The organism is Actinospineispora acaciae DSM 45401 (assembly GCF_000620785.1).
Lineage (GTDB): Bacteria > Actinomycetota > Actinomycetes > Mycobacteriales > Pseudonocardiaceae > Pseudonocardia > Pseudonocardia acaciae.
Map to the genome: position 1 here is coordinate 207,387 of NZ_JIAI01000011.1, position 19,264 is coordinate 226,650.

Annotated in this window: 21 protein-coding genes; 11 read left to right on the forward strand and 10 right to left on the reverse strand. The window is 71.8% G+C overall.

Annotated elements, in window-relative coordinates:
• Positions 1-27: 27 nt before the first annotated feature.
• Entirely contained in the window at positions 28-684 is a 657-nt protein-coding gene (locus tag N912_RS61045) for a TetR/AcrR family transcriptional regulator (RefSeq protein WP_051581290.1), read from the forward strand.
• A complete protein-coding gene (locus N912_RS0136275; RefSeq protein WP_028926281.1) occupies positions 671-1,174 on the forward strand; it encodes a mycothiol transferase in 504 nt (167 codons plus the stop codon). The genes N912_RS61045 and N912_RS0136275 overlap by 14 nt, the downstream gene beginning before the upstream one ends.
• Here the strand turns inward: N912_RS0136275 and N912_RS61640 are convergent.
• Positions 1,171-2,640 carry an ABC transporter permease gene (locus N912_RS61640; RefSeq protein ID WP_064745490.1) on the reverse strand — a complete coding sequence of 490 codons (1,470 nt, stop codon included), beginning with the start codon at positions 2,638-2,640 and terminating at the stop codon, positions 1,171-1,173. The two genes, N912_RS0136275 and N912_RS61640, sit on opposite strands and share 4 nt — an antisense overlap.
• Positions 2,637-3,383 (reverse strand): ABC transporter ATP-binding protein, encoded by a 747-nt coding sequence (locus N912_RS0136285; RefSeq protein ID WP_028926282.1) that lies wholly within the window; start codon positions 3,381-3,383, stop codon positions 2,637-2,639. The genes N912_RS61640 and N912_RS0136285 overlap by 4 nt, the downstream gene beginning before the upstream one ends.
• A 177-nt stretch (positions 3,384-3,560) precedes the next feature.
• Between N912_RS0136285 and N912_RS0136290 the strand changes: the two genes are divergently transcribed.
• The 5 genes from N912_RS0136290 to N912_RS0136310 all read left to right on the forward strand — a co-directional run bounded on the left by N912_RS0136290 (position 3,561) and on the right by N912_RS0136310 (position 7,286).
• The gene (locus N912_RS0136290; protein WP_028926283.1) at positions 3,561-4,301 is read left to right on the forward strand and encodes an SDR family NAD(P)-dependent oxidoreductase; all 741 of its coding nucleotides are present in this window, start codon (positions 3,561-3,563) and stop codon (positions 4,299-4,301) included.
• Between the two features lie 84 nt (positions 4,302-4,385).
• Positions 4,386-4,763, forward strand: coding sequence for a hypothetical protein (locus N912_RS0136295; protein ID WP_051581329.1), 378 nt, complete (start codon positions 4,386-4,388; stop codon positions 4,761-4,763).
• Positions 4,760-5,509, forward strand: a complete 750-nt coding sequence (locus N912_RS65345) for a hypothetical protein (RefSeq protein WP_064745491.1) — start codon at positions 4,760-4,762, stop codon at positions 5,507-5,509. Before N912_RS0136295 ends, N912_RS65345 begins: the two co-directional genes overlap by 4 nt.
• On the forward strand, positions 5,506-6,630 hold the full coding sequence (locus N912_RS0136305; protein WP_028926285.1) for a sensor histidine kinase: 1,125 nt from the start codon (positions 5,506-5,508) through the stop codon (positions 6,628-6,630). Before N912_RS65345 ends, N912_RS0136305 begins: the two co-directional genes overlap by 4 nt.
• On the forward strand, positions 6,630-7,286 hold the full coding sequence (locus N912_RS0136310) for a response regulator (protein ID WP_028926286.1): 657 nt from the start codon (positions 6,630-6,632) through the stop codon (positions 7,284-7,286). Before N912_RS0136305 ends, N912_RS0136310 begins: the two co-directional genes overlap by 1 nt.
• 57 nt (positions 7,287-7,343) lie before the next feature.
• Here N912_RS0136310 and add read toward each other — a convergent pair whose 3' ends face one another.
• The 4 genes from add to N912_RS0136330 form a co-directional block, all read right to left on the reverse strand.
• Positions 7,344-8,351: an adenosine deaminase gene (add, locus tag N912_RS0136315; RefSeq protein ID WP_028926287.1), complete on the reverse strand. Its 1,008-nt coding sequence runs from the start codon at positions 8,349-8,351 to the stop codon at positions 7,344-7,346.
• A gap of 18 nt (positions 8,352-8,369) precedes the next feature.
• On the reverse strand, positions 8,370-10,124 hold the full coding sequence (locus N912_RS0136320; protein WP_028926288.1) for an adenine deaminase C-terminal domain-containing protein: 1,755 nt from the start codon (positions 10,122-10,124) through the stop codon (positions 8,370-8,372).
• Positions 10,121-11,494, reverse strand: coding sequence for a purine-cytosine permease family protein (locus N912_RS0136325; RefSeq protein WP_028926289.1), 1,374 nt, complete (start codon positions 11,492-11,494; stop codon positions 10,121-10,123). Before N912_RS0136325 ends, N912_RS0136320 begins: the two co-directional genes overlap by 4 nt.
• Before the next feature lie 79 nt (positions 11,495-11,573).
• Complete coding sequence (locus N912_RS0136330) at positions 11,574-12,176, reverse strand: TetR/AcrR family transcriptional regulator (RefSeq protein ID WP_051581291.1); 603 nt, start codon at positions 12,174-12,176, stop codon at positions 11,574-11,576.
• A 38-nt stretch (positions 12,177-12,214) separates the two neighbouring features.
• Between N912_RS0136330 and N912_RS0136335 the strand changes: the two genes are divergently transcribed.
• The 4 genes from N912_RS0136335 to N912_RS56875 are packed head-to-tail and all read left to right on the forward strand — an operon-like array spanning position 12,215 to position 15,547.
• Positions 12,215-13,357 carry an alpha/beta hydrolase family protein gene (locus tag N912_RS0136335; protein WP_064745492.1) on the forward strand — a complete coding sequence of 381 codons (1,143 nt, stop codon included), beginning with the start codon at positions 12,215-12,217 and terminating at the stop codon, positions 13,355-13,357.
• Positions 13,354-14,124 carry a class I SAM-dependent methyltransferase gene (locus N912_RS0136340; protein ID WP_028926292.1) on the forward strand — a complete coding sequence of 257 codons (771 nt, stop codon included), beginning with the start codon at positions 13,354-13,356 and terminating at the stop codon, positions 14,122-14,124. The genes N912_RS0136335 and N912_RS0136340 overlap by 4 nt, the downstream gene beginning before the upstream one ends.
• A gap of 7 nt (positions 14,125-14,131) precedes the next feature.
• Positions 14,132-15,151 (forward strand): LacI family DNA-binding transcriptional regulator, encoded by a 1,020-nt coding sequence (locus N912_RS56870; RefSeq protein WP_051581293.1) that lies wholly within the window; start codon positions 14,132-14,134, stop codon positions 15,149-15,151.
• An 18-nt stretch (positions 15,152-15,169) separates the two neighbouring features.
• A complete protein-coding gene (locus tag N912_RS56875; RefSeq protein WP_245645671.1) occupies positions 15,170-15,547 on the forward strand; it encodes a hypothetical protein in 378 nt (125 codons plus the stop codon).
• A gap of 8 nt (positions 15,548-15,555) precedes the next feature.
• Here N912_RS56875 and N912_RS0136355 read toward each other — a convergent pair whose 3' ends face one another.
• The 4 genes from N912_RS0136355 to N912_RS0136370 form a co-directional block, all read right to left on the reverse strand.
• Positions 15,556-16,341 carry a response regulator transcription factor gene (locus N912_RS0136355; RefSeq protein WP_169748017.1) on the reverse strand — a complete coding sequence of 262 codons (786 nt, stop codon included), beginning with the start codon at positions 16,339-16,341 and terminating at the stop codon, positions 15,556-15,558.
• Between the two features lie 72 nt (positions 16,342-16,413).
• The gene (locus N912_RS61050) at positions 16,414-17,403 is read right to left on the reverse strand and encodes a phosphotriesterase family protein (protein ID WP_051581295.1); all 990 of its coding nucleotides are present in this window, start codon (positions 17,401-17,403) and stop codon (positions 16,414-16,416) included.
• On the reverse strand, positions 17,400-18,293 hold the full coding sequence (locus N912_RS56885) for an SRPBCC family protein (RefSeq protein WP_051581296.1): 894 nt from the start codon (positions 18,291-18,293) through the stop codon (positions 17,400-17,402). Before N912_RS56885 ends, N912_RS61050 begins: the two co-directional genes overlap by 4 nt.
• Positions 18,290-18,874: an ArsR/SmtB family transcription factor gene (locus N912_RS0136370; protein ID WP_028926295.1), complete on the reverse strand. Its 585-nt coding sequence runs from the start codon at positions 18,872-18,874 to the stop codon at positions 18,290-18,292. The genes N912_RS56885 and N912_RS0136370 overlap by 4 nt, the downstream gene beginning before the upstream one ends.
• Positions 18,875-19,264 lie beyond the last annotated feature (390 nt).

Sequence of the window (19,264 nt, forward strand, 5' to 3'; positions counted from 1 at the left end):
TCACGATACAAGCTGTATCGTGAAATCATGGACGAGCCGAAGCGAGGGCTGCGCGCGGCCGGGGTGCTGCGCAACCGGGCCAGCATCCTCGCCTCGGCCCGCCGGCACCTGGTGGAGACGGGGTTCCACCGGCTGGGGCTCGAACAGGTCGCCGCCGACGCCGGCGTCACCAGGGCCACCATCTACCGGCAGTTCACCAACAAGCTCGGCCTGCTCGACGCGCTCGCCGAGGACCTGGCGGCCCGCTCCGGCCTGGTGCCGAGGATGGCCGCCGCGCTCGCCACGCCCGACCCGGCGGCCGCGCTGGTCGCGATGGCCGCCGAGCTGTGCCGCTTCTGGGGCACCGACCCGGACGTGTTCCGCCGGCTGATCGGCCTGGCCGCCGTCGACCCGGAGGCCCACCGCGTCCTCTCCGGCCGTGAGCAGTGGCGCTACCGGCAGGTCGCCACGCTCGTGACCAGGCTCGACGCCGCCGGCCGGCTGCGCCCGGAGATCAACCAGGAGCACGCCGTGGCCGCCATCGGCGCGGTCACCGGCTTCCCCGCCTGCGACGAGCTGGCCGCCCGCGCCGGCCTGGATCACGACCGGATCGACCGGCTGGTGCTCGCGCTGCTCGGCGGGATTGTCAGGGTCGGGTGCGAGGATGGCGGTGGTCTCGAAGGAGGGGTTGATGAACACCGCTGAGCTGTTGGCCGACGGGTTCGGCAGGGTGCGGGAGGAGGTGCACGCCGCCGTCCGCGGGCTGAGCGGCGAGCAGCTGGCGCTGCGGCTGGACGGGCGCGCGAACTCGATCGGCTGGCTGGTCTGGCACCTGACGCGGGTGCAGGACGACCACGTCGCCGACGTCGCAGGCGCCGAGCAGGCCTGGACGGCCGGGGGGTGGTACGAGCGGTTCGGGCTCGCGCTGCCGGCGGCGTCGACGGGGTACGGGCATACCTCGGCCGAGGTCGACCAGGTGCGCGTCGACTCGCCCGAGCTGCTGACCGGCTACTACGACGCCGTGCACGAGCACACCATGCGGTTCGTCTCGGCGGTGCGCGACGCCGACCTGGACCGGATCGTCGACGAGCGGTGGAACCCGCCGGTCACGCTCGGGGTGCGGCTGGTCAGCGTGCTCTCCGACGACTTCGAGCACGTGGGCCAGGCGGCGTTCGTCCGAGGCCTGGTCGCCTAGTCCTTGTGGACCTTCACGGTGACGTTCATGCCGGGCACCAGCGGTAGGTTCTTCGCGTCGGCTATCGCGATCTTCACCGGGATCACCTGGGTGCGCTTCTGGAAGCTGCCGGTGGTGTTCCGCTGGGGGGTCGTGGCGAACTCCGAGTCGGTGCCGCTCTGGATCTCGCGGACGAACCCGGTGAACGTGACGCCGGGGTAGCTGTCCACCTCGATGTCGACCTCCTGGCCGAGGCGGACGGCGCCGATGTCGGTCTCGTCGATCCGGGCCGTCACGTCGACCTTGGACAGGTCGTAGGCGACGGCAAGCTCGGTGCCGGCGGTGACGTGGGTGCCCTCGACCACGCCGGCGCGCGCGACGGTGCCGTCCGCCGGCGCCCGGATCACCCGCTGCAGCTGCGCGAACCCGCCGGTCATCTGGATCCGGCCGATGATCTGGTCCTTGCGCAGCACGGTGCCCAGCTCGGCGTGCCAGCCGACCAGGGTGCCCTCGACCGGGGCGGTGACCGAGATCTTGTCGCCGTCCACCTGGGCGTTGTCGGTGGTCACGAACCTGGCCGCGTCCACGATCAGGACCACCGCCACCGTCACCGCGGCGACCAGCAAGGTGGCGGGCACGGCCCGCAGCGCCAGCCGGGCCCGGGGGGACAGCGCGCCGGTGCGCCGCCGCAGGGTGGACGCGGCCAGCGTGAGCGCGAACATCGCGGCGCCGACCACCACGGCGAGGTCGCCGAGCAGCTCGTCGGTCACCAGGGAGGTCTTGCCCACCTCGTGCAGCGCCTCGATGGCGTAGGTCAGCGGCAGGCCGTCGCTGATCCGCTCCAGCCAGTCGGCCATCTGCTCGCGCGGCACGAACAGCCCGCCCAGCAGCACCTGCGGCATCACCACCGCCGGCATGAACTGCACGGCCTGGAACTCGCTGGTGGCGAACGCGCTGCAGAGCAGGCCGATCGCCATCCCGAGCACCGCGCTGGCGACCGCGATGACGACCACCAGCAGGGGGCTGCCCGGGGTGTACAGGTCGAGCAGCACGTAGGCGGTCGTGCAGGTGACCACGGCCTGCGCGGTCGCGGCGACGGCGAACGCGATGCCGTAGCCGAGCAGCAGGTCGAGCTTGGACATCGGCGTGGTGAGCAGCCGCTCCAGCGTCCCGCTGGTCCGTTCCCGCAGCATGGCCACGCTGGTGATCAGGAACATCACGGTGAACGGGAAGATTCCGAGCAGCAGCAGCCCGACCTTGTCGAAGTCGGGCTTGGAGTCGAACATCCGGTTGATCAAGATCAGCAGCACGCTCGGGACGACCAGCAGCATGGCCACCGTGCGGCGGTCGGCGTGCAGTTGGGCCAGCACTCGCCGGGCGGTGGCGGCGGTGATCCGGGGCGACAGCGGCGGCTCGGCCGAGCGCAGCTGGCGGATCACCCGACGGGCGCCGGCGGTCCGGAACTCCGAGGGGAGCAGGGCTGTCACAACGCCACCTCCTCGGTGGGCATGGGGTGCGCGGGCTCGACGCGCTGGATGAGACGCAGGAAGGCCTCCTCCAGGTCGTCCGTGCCCGTCTCGGTGCGCAGCGCGCGGGGGGTGTCGTCGGCGATCAGCCGGCCGTCGCGCATCAGCAGCAGCCGGTTGCAGCGGCCGGCCTCGTCCATGACGTGGCTGGACACGAACAGCGTGGTGCCGCCGGCGGCCAGGTTGTGGAAGTGCGCCCACAGGTCGTGGCGCAGCACCGGGTCGAGGCCGACGGTCGGTTCGTCCAGCACGAGCACGTCGGGCGCGGAGAGCAGCGCGCAGGCCAGCGACGCCCGCGCCCGCTGGCCGCCGGACAGGGTGGCCACCTTCTGGGTGGCCCGGTCGGACAGGCCGACGTCGGCGAGCGCGCGGTCGGCGGCGCGGCGAGAGGTGCCGTGCACGGCGGCGAAGTAGTGCACGTTCTCCCGTATCGACAGGTCGGAGTAGATCGACGGCGCCTGCGTCACGTACCCGACGCGGTGGCGCAGCCGCGCCGACCCGGCCGGCTCGCCGAGCACCTGGACCTCGCCCGCGCTGATCACCTGCACCCCGACCACGCAGCGCAACAGCGTGGTCTTGCCGCATCCGCTCGGCCCGAGCAGCCCGGTCACCTGGCCGGCGGGCACCGCGAACGTCAGCCCGTGCAGGATCCCCCGCCCGGCGATGTCGACCGCGAGCCCGTTGACCTCGATCGCGTGGGCCATGACGCCCTCCACCGTCGCAGGAATTCAACAAGCGAGGAATTTACTCCTTCGGGAGCCATCAGTCCATCCCGCCCCGCCGTTCGGATTGCGACCGGATCCGTGTCCTATGCCGTCGGGGTCGCACCGACATGCGGGATCGGTACTGCGTCCGTCCCGTCGTCTGGGGAGGGTGGGCCTATGAGCACGATCGCGATCGTGGGTGCGGGTCCGGGGCTGGGGATGGCGATCGCACGGCGGTTCGCCGCCGAGGGGTTCGACGTGGCCCTCATCGCGCGCGACCGGACGGCGCTGCGCACCATGGTCCGTGAGCTGTCCGAGTCGGGGGCGCGGGCCGCCGCCGTTCCCGCCGATGTCACCGACCGCCCCGCCCTGAGCGCCGCGCTGGCCGCCGTGACGCGGCACTTCGGGACGATCGACGTGTTGGAGTACTCGCCGGCGCCCACCGCGACCGACCTGGTCGACCGGCCGATCGTGGGGGCGGCGGAGCTCACCGTCGAGTCCCTGGTCCCTGAGCTGGAGATGTACGTCTTCGGCGGGGTGACGGCGGTGCGGGCGGTCCTGCCCGACATGCTCGCGCGCGGGTCCGGAACCATCCTCGCGACCACCGGCGCGGGGTCCGGTCCGATGATCATCCCGGAGGTGGCGAACGCGCAGGTGGCGGCGGCGGGCCTGCGCAACTGGCTGCTCAACCTGCATGCCGCCGTCGCGGACCGGGGCGTCTACGTCGCCCATGTCGCGCTGGCCGCCGCCATCGGCCAGGGCCGCCCGGACTCCGAGCCCGACGTGATCGCCGAGGCCTACTGGCGGCTGCACCGGGAGCGAAGGGAACCCGAGCTGTTCTACCGGGACCTGCCCGAGGACTACGTGTTCGAGGGGCTGTCGGACAAGTTCATCGCCGACGTCCCCGAGCGGGGATGAGACGCCGCGTACGCGAGATTGCGTAGCCGGACTGCCTCCCTGGGACGGATGTCGGGGCGGCCGGGCGCGGACAGCATCGTCGGCATGACGAGTTTCCGTTCGCGGTGGGGTACGGCGGTGCTGGTCGGCCTCGGCATCGCCGTCGTCGGCCTGCTCATCCAGTTCGCCGGCGAGCCGGCGAAGTTCGGGGTCTTCCCGCCCGGGATCGTGTTCATCGCGGTGGCGGGGCTGATCGTCTGGTTGACCCGGCGGTGGCGGGTGGGTCCGCTGGCCGGCGTGCTGGTAGGGGCGTGGATCACCTTCGGCGGGGTCAGGGGCGGGCAGTTGGCGGCCAACCTCGCCTCGTCCAACGCGTTGACGGTGGCGGGGAACGTCGTGATGGAGGTCGGGCTGCTGGGTGCGGTGGTCACCGGGGTCATCGGGATGGTCGCCCCGGGCGCGGGCCGGGTGAGGGAGCCGTGAGCCGGTCCGTCGTGGTCGTCCTGGGTGGCTTGGCGGTCGGCATTCTCGGCCTGTTGGTGCAGTGGATGGCCCGGCCCGAGGTGTTCGGCGGGTTCGGGTTCCCGCCGGGGATCGTGTACATCGCGGGCGCCGGGCTGATCGTCTGGGCGGATCGGCGGTCACGGTGGTCTCCGGCGGCGGCGATCGCGCTGGCGCTGTGGATCGTCGTGGGTGGGCTGGCCGGCGGGGACCTCGTGGACAACCTGAGGTCCGGCGGTGTGGGCCTGGTCGCCGGCAACCTGGTGATGGTGGCCGGGCTGCTGGTCGCGGCGGCCGCCGGGGTGGTCGCGATCGCGCGAGCCCGGCCGGGGCGGCAGTCGCGGCCGTTGGGCGCGGAGAACCCGCGCCGGCCGGCCGTGATCGTGACGGTGGTGAGCCTGGTGGCGGTCGCGGTCGGCGACGCGGCCCCGGAGGGGTTGGACTGGGACGGGCCGGGGCCGGCGCTGTTCGTGATCCTGGCGATCGTGGTGGCGTTGGTGCCGGGGCGGGCCATGATCCTGCTCAGCTGCATCATGTGCGTCGCGTTCCTGGGCGGTGCCGCCGGGAGCCCGGACTCGAGGGCGCGCTTCGCGGATCCGTCCCGGCTGTTGGAGTTCGGTTCCGCCGTCCTGCAGACGCTCGGGCTGGTGGTGGGGCTGGTGGCCGGGATCGCGGCGGCCTGGCCGGTGCGGGCCGCGGTGACGAGCTCGGTGGCGAGCCGCTCGTGACCGGGCCGGGGCGGCTCGACCTGGCGGTGGCCGGCGCGCTCGCGGCGGCGGTCGTCGGTGGCACGGTGGCGGCCGGGACGGGGCAGGGCGGCGCGCCGAGGCCGCTGGACCTGGTCGGCTGCCTGGTGATCGTGGTCGCGGCCGGCGGGTGGAGCGGGTGGCGCGTCGCGCCGGTGTGGTCGCTGGCGGTGGTGACGGCGGCGACGGCCGGGTACGTCATCGCCGGCTATCCGTACGGACCGATCCAGCTTCTCGTGGTGATGGCCAGCTACGCGGTGGCCAGGCACCGCACGGCGGCCACCGCGCTCGCGGCCGGCGCCGGGGCGGGCGTCGTGCTGGCCGCCGCGCTGTGGACCCGGCTGGACAACCCGGCCCATCCGGTGGTGACGGCCGTCGTGCTGGTGGCCTGGCCGAGCGTGTTCGTGGTGATCCCCGCGCTGCTGGGGGCGCTGGTGCGGGCGCGGGCCGCCGCGACCGCGCGGGAGCGCGCCGAGCTGGTGGCCAGGGGAGCGTTCGAGGAGCGGCTGCGGGTGGCGCGCGAGGTGCACGACACGGCGGGGCACGGGTTTGCGGTGGTCTCCATGCACGCCGGCGTGGCGCTGACCCTGTTCGAGGAGCGGCCCGAGCAGGCGCGGGCGTCGTTGGATGCCATCCGCGCCACCAGTGACCAGGCACTGCGGGAGTTGCATGCCACTCTGGACACGTTCACCGACACCGAAGGCACCCGGGCGGACGACGTGGCGGGACTGGTCGAGCGGGTGCGGGCGGGCGGGCTCGCCGTCGAGCTGGCGGTGGACGGGGCGGCCGGCGGCGTGGACTCGCCGGTCGCGATGGCCGTCTACCGGGTGGTGCAGGAGTCGTTGACGAACGTGGTGCGCCACGCCGGCACCGTGGCCGCCAAGGTCGCCGTGCGCTACCGCCCGAACGAGGTGACGGTGCGGGTCACCGACGACGGCCGGGGGGCTGGGCGAGCGGCGGGACGGCAGCGAGGGCAGGGAGGGCGCGGGCTCGCCGGGATCCGTGAGCGGGTGGAGCGGCTCGGCGGCGCGTTCGCCGCGTCGGACCGGGCCGGCGGCGGCTTCGAGGTCAACGCGCGGATACCGGTACGGGGCCGGCCGTGATGATCAGCGTGGCGCTCGCCGACGATCACGAGCTGGTGCGGCTGGGGCTGCGGGTGCTCATCGAGCGCGAGGCGGACCTGAGCCTGGTCGGGGAGGCCGGTGACGGGGCCGGCGCGCTGGAGCTGGTGCGCTCCGCCCGCCCCGACGTGCTGTTGTTGGACCTGCGGATGCCCGGGATGGACGGCCTGGCGGTGCTGCGGGCGATCGCGGCCGAGCCGGAGCTGCCGACCCGGGTGATCGTGGTGACGACGTTCGAGATCGACCAGTACGTGGTCGAGGCCCTGCAGGCCGGGGCGAGCGGGTTCCTGCTCAAGAACAACGTGCCCGACGAGCTGGTGCGCGCGGTGCGCGTGGTGGCGGACGGGCAGGCGCTGCTGTCGCCGTCCGTGACCCGCCGGGTGGTCGGGCTGTTCGGACGCCGGCTCGCCGGCCCGGTGCCGTCCGAGCAGGCCTGGGGCTCGCTCACCGACCGGGAGCGCGAGATGGTCGCCTGGGTGGCGACCGGCCGCTCGAACGACGAGATCGCGCGCGAGCTCGTGATCAGCCCGGACACCGTGCGCACCCACGTCAGCCGGGCCATGGTCAAACTGGCCGCCCGTGACCGCGCCCAGCTCGTCGTCTTCGCCACCCGCGCCGGCCTGACCGTGCCGGCCTAGCCTCCGCCCGCACACCCACTTCGCACCCCGCACACCCGCTGCAGTGCGTGTGCGGCGTCAAGACGCGTTGTGCGAGCCGCCCAGCGCGTCCAGGCGCGCGAGGAAGTCGGACTTGACGGCGGGGGGTGCCCAGGAGATGTCTATGGCGTTGCGTTGGAGGGTGATCAGCTCCTGCGCGGTGAGGCCGGCGTCGCGCATGACGGCTAGGTTCTCGGCTACGTAGCCGCCGAAGTAGGCGGGGTCGTCGGAGTTGATGGTGACCTTGACGCCCCGGTCCAGGAGTTCCTTGATCTGCGCGGCCTTGGTGCCGTCGCTGACCCAGCGGTTGGAGATCGGGCAGCAGGTCAGGCCGATGTTCCTGTCGGTCAGCTCGGCGACCAGCTCCGGGCTCTCTAGCACGTTCGTGCCGTGGTCGATGCGGGCCACGCCGATGTCCCGCAGGCACTGGCGGATGTGCTCGACGGAGTTCTCCTGGTCGACGTCGCAGTGCGCGGTGAGCAGGTAGCCCTCGTCGCGGGCGCGGGCGTACACCTCGGCGAACTTGTTCGGCGGGTTGCCGCGCTCGTCGGAGTCCAGGCCGATGCCGATGATCCACTCCCGGTAGGGCAGCGACTCCAGCAGCGTGGCCATCGCGTACTCGGCCTGGTAGTCGCGCAGGAAGCACATGATCAGTCCGGTGCGCAGTCCCAGCCGGGCCTCGGCGTCGAGTTGGGCGTGCCGCAGGCCCCTGATCACCACGTCGAACGGGACGCCACGGCCGGTGTGCGCCTGCGGGTCGAAGAAGATCTCGGCGTAGCGCACGCCCTGCGCGGCCGCCTTCTCGAAGTATGCCCAGGCCAGGTCGTAGAAGTCGGGCGAGGTCCGCAGCACGCGCATGCCCTCGTAGTAGCCGACCAGGAACGAGGTCAGGTCGTTGAAGTTGTACGCCGCGCGCATCTCCTCGACGGTGCCGAACGGGAGGTCGATCTTGTTGCGCTCGGCCAGGGCGAACTTCAGCTCCGGTTCGAGGGTGCCCTCGATGTGCAGGTGCAGCTCGCACTTGGGCAGCCGGTCGATGATGTCCATTCGTGCTTCCCTCCGGGGCTAGAGAACGGGGTCGACCGGTTCGAGCTTGACGCAGTCGATCAGCCCGAGGTCGGTGATCGCATAATCCGGGATGGCCGTGATCGACAGGAACATCAGGTAGCCGAACGGCGAGGGCAGCGGGCTGCCCAGCTCGCGGGCGCAGCTGTCCAGGGCCTGTTCGCGGGCGGCCATGGTCTCGGGCTTCAGGTCGGCGACGACGCCGCCGATGGGCAGTTCCAGCAGCTCCAGCACCCGCCCGTCGCGGACGACGACCTGGCCACCGCCCGCGCCGGCGACCTCGTTGATGGCCATCGCCATGTCGTCCAGGTTCGCGCCCACGCACACGATGTTGTTGTCGTCCGGCGCGGCCGAGGTGGCGATCGCGCCGCCGGTCAGGCCGAAGCCGTGCACGAACGCGACCGGGATGTTGGACGTCTTCCCGTAGCGTTCGGCCACCGTGACGTACAGGACGTCCTGGTCGACGTCGGCGAGGATCGTCCCGTCCCGGACCGGGAGCACGGCGTCCTTGCGGGTACGGACGAAGGCCACGTCCGGGCTCAGCGACATCGCCAACACCCGGGCGTCGCTGGTGCCGGGCGGGGCAGCAGGGGCGAGGTCCGCGCCGGTGATCGTCCGGAGCTTCATCGTGTCCAGCACCAGCGCGGACCTGGCCGGCGGCTCGGCCCGTCCCAACGGCGAACCGTCCCGCGCGACGACGACACCGCCCGCGATGACGGTCTGGGCGCGGAAGTCGGCGAGGTCGTCCACCAGCAGGACGTCGGCGTACCGCCCGGGCGCGATCGCGCCGACCGCGTGGTCGATCCGGTACATGGTGGCGCAGTTGATCGTCGCCAGCTGGATCGCGGTGACCGGCTCGACGCCCGCGTCGATCGCCATCCGCACCAGGCGGTCCAGGTGCCCCCGGCCGAGCAGGTCGGTGGCCGAGACGTCGTCGGTGCAGAACGCGACCCGCCCCGGCGCCGCGCCGAACTCGGTGAGCACCCGGATGTTCTCGGCCAGGAACGGCGCGGCCGCCGACTCGCGGATGATCACGTTGATGCCGTTGCGCAGCTTGGTCAGGGTCTCGTCCGCGCTGTACGACTCGTGGTCCAGGTGCACGCCCGCGGCCGCCAGCCCGGCGATGCGCCGCGCGTCGGCCATCGGCGCGCAGCCGAACACCGGTAACCGGTTCGCGGCGGCCAGCTCCAGCGCGGTGAGCACCTCGTCGTCGCCGTGCTCGACGAACTCCTGCACGGTCTCCCACAGCCCGAAGCACTCCGGCCAGGCCTGCGCCACCCGGTGCTCGTCCGGCCCGAACCGGTGGCCGACCGTCGACTCCGGCACGGTGTACGGCGCCTTCGCCGGCGCGCCCCAGAAGATCCGCAGCGGGGTGTCGGCCGCCTCGGTGAGGAACTCGCGCACGCCGTCCAGGCCGGCGGTCACCAGTATCTGGTCCAGCCCGGACAGCGCGGCGGTCGTCCCGTACCGGGAGACCAGGTCGGCGAACATCGTGACGGACAGCTTGCTGCACTCGATGTGCACGTGGCCGTCGATGAGCCCCGGGGTGAGGTAGCGGCCGGCGGCGTCGATCACGGTGGTGTCCGGGCCGCGCCGGTCCGCCACGTCGCCGACCGCCGCGATCCGCGACCCGGCGATCGCCACGTCGGCCGGGTAGATCTCGCCGGTCAGCACGTTGACCAGCCGCCCGCCCAGGATCACGGCGTCGGCGGGGGCGCGCCCGTAGGCGACGTCGAGCAAGGCGTTGTCGATCAACGGGAACTCCTAGAAATCGCGGGTTCATGGCGGGCGAGCAGCCAGTACGTCACGGCCGCGACGGCCATTCCCGCCGGGATGCTGAGGTCGGCGCCGCCGGTCCAGCTCGCCAGCGGGCCGGTGTAGGTCGAGGAGTGCAGCCACAGCGCGGCGACGACCATGCCGAGCGCCTGCGCGACCAGCCCGGGCAGCCGGTACCCGGGCCGTCGCCCCCCGGACAGCGAGTCGAGGTCGTAGCGGCCCCGGCGCATCAGCCAGTCGGTCAGATAGATCGCCACCCACGGCGCCAGCCAGATGACCAGCAGCCCCAGGAACGCGTTGAGCATGTCGTAGAACGACTTGCCGACCACCGCGATGTACGTGATCACCGCGCACAGCACGGTGTCCACCACGATCATCCCGATGCGCGACACCCGGATCCCGGCGGTCTGCAGGTTCAGCCCGGACGAATACAGGTTCGTGCTGTTCTGCACCAACAGCGACACCATGGCCAGCACCAGGTACGGAACCACGAACCAGGCCGGCAGCACGCCCGGCAGCCCCGAGATCGGGTCGGACACGTCCAGCGTGATCGAGGCGGTCGCCGCGCCGAGGACCTGCAGCAGCACGTACGGCACGAACCCGCCGACGGCCGCGTACGCCGCCACCGCCCGCCGGGACGTCGCGCGCGGCAGGTACCGGGAGAAGTTCGAGCCCGCCGGCGCCCACGACAGCCCGCCCGACGCCATGACCAGCGCGACCGCGACGATCACCATGGACACCGGCGCACCCTCCGCGCCGGTGGCCGCCGCGAAGTCGACCTTGGGCAGCACCAGCACGGCCATCACCGCGAACGCCACCGTGAAGATCGCGGTGAAGTACTTCTGCGCGCGCATCATCACCGCGTGCCCGAACAGCGGCAGCAGCAACTGCACCCCCGCCAGCACCACCACCGCCGCGACCTGGACGCCCGGCGTGCCGGCCACCCCGGCCCGCTCCAGCAGGGTCAACGCGGCGAACACCACCAGGATCAGCCCGCCGGCCTCGAACCCGACCAGCGTCAGCCAGGCGAACACCCCGAGCACCCGCCCGCCCTCCGGCCCGTAGGACGCGCGCGAGATCGTCAACGTGGTGGTCCCGGTGGCCGGCCCCTGCACGCTGGCCAGCCCGAGCAGCGGGTAGGCGAGCAGGTTCCCCAGCACGATCGCGACCACCGCCTGCGGGAAGCTCAGCCCGAGCGCGATCACGAACGCGCCGTACACCACCGTGAACACCGTCATCGTGGTGCCGGCCCAGAGGAACATCAGGTCCCGTGGCCGGCCGTACCGCTCGTTCTCCGGGACCAGGTCGATGCCGCGTCGCTCGAACCGGCTGCCTGTCGACGTTCCCATGGCGCTCCTCGCTGCGACCGGACCCGCAGGCTAGATGCAGAAACGTTTCTTCACAACGGCGCGGGCGGCGTGGCGGACGCTAGGCGCGGATCCCGTCGAGCACCCGCCGGATGGTGCGCCGGCACAGCTCGCGGAACTCCGGCTCGGACAGGCCGACGCGCCCGCCGAGGTAGAACTGGACAAGGCCCACGGTGCCCGAGGTGAGGCCGAGCGTGACCTCCACCGGGTCGCCGTCCTTCAGCACGCCCTGCCGGATCGCCTCGGTGACCAGCGCGTGCACCGGGGCGAACGCCGGCGTGCCGCCGTCGCGGAAGTCGTGGGGGAAACGGCGGGCCTGCTCGCGGCGCTCGGTGATCAGGAACGAGTAGAGGTGCGGCTTGCCGAGCGCGAGGTCGAGGAAGTCGTCCTGCAGCCCGAGCAGCCGCCCCTCGAAGTCGTCGGACTCGCGGCGGCGGCCCCAGGTCCGGGACAGCTTGCGCAGCTCGTCGTCGACCACCGCGCGCAGCAGCGCCTCCCGGTTCGGGAAGTGCTTGTAGATCGCCATCGCGGACAGGCCTACCGCGTTGCCGACCGCGCGCATGGTGACCGCCGCCGCCCCCCGCTCGACGAGCAGCTCGCCGGCGGCGGCGGCGATCCGGTCGGCGGTGGGGTGACGCGCCTCGGGCTCTCGGTCGTGGACCATGGTTTACATCATAAACTCTCGGTGTACTATGTAAACCGATGAGGGCGAGCAGACGATGGATAGTGATCACGCTCGGTGCTGTGGCGGCGATCGTGCTGGCCGGCTGGGTGGGCGGCGCCTGGTACTTCAGCGACCAGATGGTGGCGTCGATGCACGGCGGCGACCCGGCGTACTCCGAGACGGTGCTCGGGGTCACCACGCCGCCGGGCGGTGACCCGGTGGTGTCGCTGGCGCCGAGCAAGGCCGCCGAGAAGCCGGGCCGCTGGGGCCTGGGCTGGGACGGCGGCAGCGCGATGCTCGGGCCGGTGACCGCCCGGACCGCCGACCGGGTGGACCGGCCGCTGCTCAGCGGCGTGGTGCCGACGGCGGGCACCCGGGCGGGCATCGGCTGGACCCACCGCTCCGATCCGAAGGTGGCGCTCGGGCTCGACTTCTCCGAGATCGCGGTGCCGTCCGAGCTGGGGCCGATGCCCGCGTGGTACATCCCGGCCAACAAGGGCAAGACCTGGGCGATCCTGGTGCACGGCAGCAACGCCGACCGCCAGACCATGCTGAAGACGGCCGACGCCGTGCACCGGGCGGGCCTGCCGATCCTGGACATCACGTACCGCAACGACGCCGGCGTGCCGGCCTCGCCGGACGGCGTGCTGCACATCGGCGAGACCGAATGGCGTGACCTGGAGGGCGCCGTGCGCACCGCGCTGGACCGGGGCGCGCGCGACGTGGTGCTCTTCGGCGGGTCGTACGGCGGCGCCATCGCCGACCGCTTCCTGGACCGCTCCCCGCTGGCCGGCCGGGTCTCCGGCCTGATCCTGGACGCCCCCGAGCTGAGCGTGCCCGCCACCCTGGAGTGGAACGCCGAGCAGCGGCACATCCCCGCCCCGGTCACCTGGCTGGCGGCGCGGCTCTGCGAGTGGCGGGCCGGCATCGATGTCGAGCGGATCGACGTCACGCGCTACCCGCCGAGGGTCCGGCCGCCGACGCTGATCCTGCAGGGCGGCGCCGACGAGGCCCACCCGGTCACCACCGCCCGGCAACTGGCCAAGGACGGCCCCCGGCTGGGCTGGCCGATCCGGTACGAGGAGTTCGCGGGCGCCGGGCACAGCGAGGCGTGGAACTACGAACCGAAGCGCTACGAGTCCCTGGTGGCCGAGTTCCTCGGTGAGACCATGAAGCGGTGACCACCCCACACGGCGCCAGGATCCGCGAGCAGTTCCGGCTGCAGGCCTCGACGTTCACCGATGACGGGTTCGCCGCGAGCGGGCTGGAGTGGATAGTCGAGCGGCTGGCGCCCCGGGCAGGTGAGCAGGTGCTCGACGTCGCGGCCGGCGCGGCGCACCTGGGGCGCGCGCTGGCTCCGCACGTCGGCCACGTGTGCGCGCTCGACCTCACCCCGGAGATGCTCGCTCAGGGCGACCGCCTGGCCCGCGAGTCCGGCCTGCGCAACATCGCCTTCATGACCGGCGACGCCATGGCACTGCCGTGGCTGGACGGCCAGTTCGACCTGGTGGTGTGCCGGCTGACCCTGCACCAGGTCGAGGATCCGGCCGCGGTGGTGCGCGAGATGGTGCGGGTGACCCGCCCGGGTGGGCGGATCGGCATCACCGACATGCTGCTGGAGCGTCCCGAGGTCGAGCGGGAGAACACCCGGCTGGAGCGGCTGCGCGACCCCAGCCACAACCGCACGCTCACCCGCTCGCAGGTTCATGCGCTGCTCGACGCCGCCGGGGCCGAGGTCACGTCCACGGTGACGAGGGACAACCCGCTCGACCTCGAGGACTGGATGCGCCGCAGCCAGACCCCCGAGGAGTTCCGGGTCGAGATCCGCCGGCGCCTGGACGAGGAGCTGGCCGGCGGCGAACCGACCGGGTTGCGCCCCGCCCTGCGGGACGGCGTCCGGACCTTCACCCACGTCTGGGGAACGATCACCGCCACCCCGCTGGGATGATGCCGCGATGTCCCGCCGCCGCTCCTCGTCGCCGAGGGTGTCGCCGGGCATCAGGGACGTCGCGGCGGCCGCCGGCGTCTCGGTGACCACCGTGTCCGACTCGCTGAGCGGCAAGGGCCGGATCAGCGAGGCCACCCGGTTGCGGGTGCGCGCGGTCGCGGACTCCCTCGGCTACCGCCCCAGCGCGCTCGCCCAGGGCCTGCGCGCCGGCCGCTCGCGGCTGCTGGGCCTGGTGGTGACCAAGTACGGCCCGACGCCGTGGACGTTCACCCGCGTTCCCTACTTCGCCTCGGTGGTCGACGCCGCCATCGCCGCCGCCCTGGACAACGGCTACGCCCTGGTGGTGCTGCCCACCGGCCGCCAGCTGGAGGACCTGCTGGCCTACCCCTTCGACGGCCTGTTCGTGGTCGACCCGCTGCGCGACGACCCGCTGGTCGCCGAGGCCCGCCGCCGCGGCCTGCACGTGATCGCCGACCGCGCGAACGCCACCACCCCCGACCACCTCTGGGTCGACTTCGACCACGACCGCGCGATCGCCCTGATGTGCGACCACCTGCGCGGTGACCGTCACCGGTCGCCGGTGCTGCTGGCCTCCGACGGCGAGGACAGCTACACCGACGCCTGCGCCGCCGCGTACGCCCGCTGGTGCGCCCGCACCGGGGCGACGCCGCGCATCGTCCGCGCCGGCCACACCGATGACGACGCCTGTTCGTGCGTCAGAGGCCTACTCCGCGCCCCCGACCGCCCCGACGCCATCTTCGGCATCGAGGACCTGCACCTGCCCGCCCTGCGCCGCGAGGCCCGCGACGCCCGCCTGCGCGTGCCCGAGGACATCGCGCTCGGCTGCTTCTCCGAGGAGTCCGTGGGCGGCTCTCCGGTCGCCCGCCTCACCGTCAACCCCGCCGCGCTCGCCGCCAACGCCGTCGCACTGCTCGTGGCCGCCATCGAGAACCGCCCGCCCGGCGCCGAGCCTCGGACCGTCGACTGCGAGCTGCTGACCCCCGTCATGCACAGCCCGTCGGGGTGATCTGAGATGATCATACGTATGACCGGGTGGTTGAGGCGCTGGCGCGGCAGGCATGTCGTCGACATGCAGTGGCGCGAGCTGCAGGCCCGCGTCGTCGCCCAACAGGAGACCCGGCGGCGCCAGCTCGCCGGCCAGTCCGCCCTGGTGGCGCGCCTCGAAGAGCTCCTGTACCGGCACGACCCGATCGGCCTCAACTTCGGCCACAACGCCGACGAGTACCGCCCCGAGGCGGAGACGATCACCCTGCGTATCCCCGAAGCCGCAACCGAGCACGACCTCCAACGCATCGTGCACGAGGAGTTCGTCCACTGGTTTGGCTCCGACACCGCCGGCCCCGAGGCCCGCTACGCCTCGATCACGCGCGAGTTCTGGGAGATCTACCGCGAAAGCGCCTAGGCCGCGGTTCAGCGTCGCGTTGTCGCCAACCGATAACCCACTCCTCGTATTGTCCGGATCAAACCCGGTCGCCCCAGCTTTGTTCGAAGAGTGGCGACGTGAACGTTGAGGGCGTTGTGCGCGCCGCTCCAGGGCCTACCCCATAACTCGGTGATGAGCATCTTTCTGGTGCACGCGCCGCCATCTTCCATCGCGAGCATCGCGAGGATCTGAAACTCTTTCCTCGCCAACTGGACCCTGGTGTCCGCGATCGTGACGACCTGCCTCTCCAGGTCGATGAGGATGTCGTCAATCTGGATCGTGCCAGGTGTGCTGAGGCAGGAGTACTGGCGGTGAACCTGACATATTCTTGCCAGCAGCTTGTTTATGTTGAGCGGCTTATCAACATAGTCGTCCGCGCCCGATCGAAGTCCGAGAACGCGTGCATGCGTGTTCGACCGGTTGGTGATGATAATCATTGGTACATCGCTGATCGCTCGGATCTGCCGACAGGCCTCTATACCGTTGATGTCTGGGAGGGCGAGGTCCAGCAGGATCAGCTCCGCACAACCAAGTTCCGCCAGGGCGCGATGCCCGGTGCTGGCGTGGAGTGTTCGAATCCGATGCTGGGCCAACCCGGCCGCGATTGCTCGCGCAAGTCGAGCGTCGGCCTCGACAAGCAGGACGTTCAATCCGGCCGACGGGGAAACCGGCCTCGGTGAGCGGTTCTTGATGAGGAAGGTCGCCGGGGTCACCGGCACCGCTGCTGTCTGGCCTGAGATGGAATCGTGATCCACAAGGCTTCGGGTCGCCATCCTGCTCATGATCCGGGGACCCGTTCTGAAGCGTTTCCCATCTTGTTCCGGGGGGAACGTGGCTCGCCTCGGTCATGGCGCCTGGTCGGCGAGAATGCCGGGATTGCCTGGGGCCAGGGTGAGCGCCCGCGCCGGATTCTCCACATAGAGCATGTGGAGGGTGCCGGCGTCCACCCCGGCGGCGATGAGCTGGTCGCGGAGGCCGGTGGCCAGCCAGGCCAGGCCCTTCGGGCGGGACGTGCCCCATGGCGCCCGATGTGAGCAGTCGACGCCGAGCACGATCCGGTGCGCGAGACCGTCCGCGAGCAGCGCGGTGACCAACCGGACCGTCTGGTTGTCCGGGTTGTCGGCGTGAAGCAGGGCCTGGTCATATTCCAAGGTGGCACCGCTGGCGGCGAGCTCGCGGTGATAGCCGGGGTCGGCCACCTTGTCCATGTGGCCGAGCAGCACCGACTCGGCGGGCACCCCGGCCTCGGTCAGCGCTTCGAGCCACTCGGATGCACCGCGGCCGCCTTCGCAGTGGGCGAGCACCGGCGCCCCGGTGGCCCGATGGGCCAATCCGACGGCCGCGATGATCGGTCGGTCTCGGGCGGTCAGCGTTTCGTCGCCGGTGGCTATCGTGATGAAGCCGGCTCTGTGTCCGGTCGAGCGCACCGCAGGCCCGGTGTAGTCGAACGCGTCGATACCGCGCAACACGTCGGCGGTGAACAGCCGGGCCAGTTCGACAGGTTCCAGTCGGCCGAGCCAGTGCGTTGCGCGGTTGTCACGTGAGCGACGCAGCCCGGTGGCGGCGACGAGGTGTACTCCGGTACGCCGGCTCGCCTCGACCAGGCGAATGATGTCCCGTCCGGACGCGGACGGAACCGGGTGGACCAACGCCGCCACACCCGCCTCGGCAAAGTAGCCGACCTTGGCCACGGGGGCGGCCGGGTCTGGCGGATGACTGGATGAGCATTCCGTCTTGACCAGCGGGTCGCCGGAGACAAGGTGCTCAATGACATAGGTCATGCCGAGCTCCCCGGCCGGCACATCGCCGAGCACGGTCCGCACCGTCCCGGTCATCGTCGATCCAGGGTGGCTTGATCATGGGCGGCGGCCCGACCGTCGGCCGATCGCTGCACGTTGTCTCCCGAGTTCAGCACCGCGCCGTGCGCTCCCACGCCGGCGGTGAGGTGGGTCAGCCACTCGCGCCAGCGCGGCCGTTCGCGCGCGGCCACCGCCACGGCATTCGGGCCGTACAGGCGCGCGGCCACGTTAACCGACAGCGAGACGCCATCCATGGACATGCTGGAGATCGCGAACAGGGCGGGGCACGGCCACTCGGCTCGCAACAGCACGAAGCTGCGCCCGAGGTGCTCGATCGTCCCGCTGGCGTGCGGCGCGTTTGCCGGCGTGCTGAACGCCTCGCCCTGGGCGAGGCCGTCCAGTCCCAGCCCCGAGGCGACGAGCGCGCCGACCTCGGCGCGCGCCGCCGGTGGTGCGCCCATGGGCACCATGAGGTCGAGCCCGCACGCGGGCAGGCCGGAGAAATGGGTGAGGTACGAGCGGAGCACGAGGAGCGTCAAGCGCCATCCGGTGCCGAGCTCGTCGGCGACGTCGTCCCAGCCCCGTCCGTCGGCGTGGAGGCTGCTGACCACGCGCACCACGCAGCTGCCGTGCTCACGTGCCTGTATGAGGAACTCGGTCGCGATCGTGGGGTCCGGGCCGGTCGCCCGCGCCCGATAGCCGAACCGGTGCGGCGGCTTCCAGGCGGTCACGTCCGCGGAGATGTCCGGGCCGAACGGTTCCCTGTACAGCCGCACGGCGCCGCCCACACCCGGCTCCACGTCGGCGCGAAACGACCAGGCCGCGCTACCGCGAGTGGTCGTGATCGCCTCCCATACCTCTTCGGGACTGGCGGTGATCTCCAGCTCGGAGCGGGTGACGTGCCGCACGTCGGGGTCGTCGGTCATTCGGCGTCCCTGGGCAACGGGTGGACGGCGACGATGAGCCGCTGCCATCGGCCGTCGGGCGCCGGCTCGTCGTGGTACTTCGCCGCGAGCTTGGACACCGCGGTGGCGAGCTCCTCGGTGAATGCGGCGTGGTCGCGCAGGCCGGCGAAGCGGATCTCGGTGTCCAGCGCGAACACCGGCAACCGCCGGTTCGCACGGGCGGCCCGCCGCGTGAGCCCCCCGACCTCACGCACCACCCTGGCGGCGAGCGCGATCAGGTAGGCGGCCGAGAGCCGGTTGCCGTCGCGGGCCAGAACCTTTTCCACGCCGAGCGACCTCGGCGCCACCACGTAGCCCGAGGCCGTGGCCACCAGCAACCGCTCGGTGAGCCCGCCCCAGACGCGGGTCTCGGCCACCTCCACCAGGCCGTGCGCCTCGAGCTGGCGCAGGTGGTAGTTCACCTTCTGGCGGGTGAGCCCCACGCGCGTCGCGAGCGCGGCGGCGGAGGCCGGCTCGCGCAGCTCGGCGAGCAGCCGCGCGCGTACCGGGTCCATCGCCACCATGGCCGCAACGGGCTCGGCGATCACCTCGATGTCCTGCATGACGCACAGCCAACCCTTGACAAATAGACTTGTCAATGGCTCGGTGCGAGCCTCGACGACGGCAGGCGTTGCATCATCTCCTCGATCAACCCGACGTCGATGACGGCCAAGTTGCGCAGCACGGTGCCGGCCGCGAAGACGATCGAGCATCCCGCAGCTTGCCTGCGTCACCTGTAACAGCTACACAGCTTCTCAACAACCTCGCACCGACAGCTATAGAAGTAATTCCACTTGTAACTCACGCTACAATGAGCTGTCGAGCAGACCCAACAGCCGCAATCGCAGGCGCCCGCGACCGTGTTCGGCACCAGCCCGTCCAACATCCGATCCCCGGCCTTGTGGCGAAGTTTGACCACCTTTGTCCCTCTGAATGATGAATATCTTCGCTAG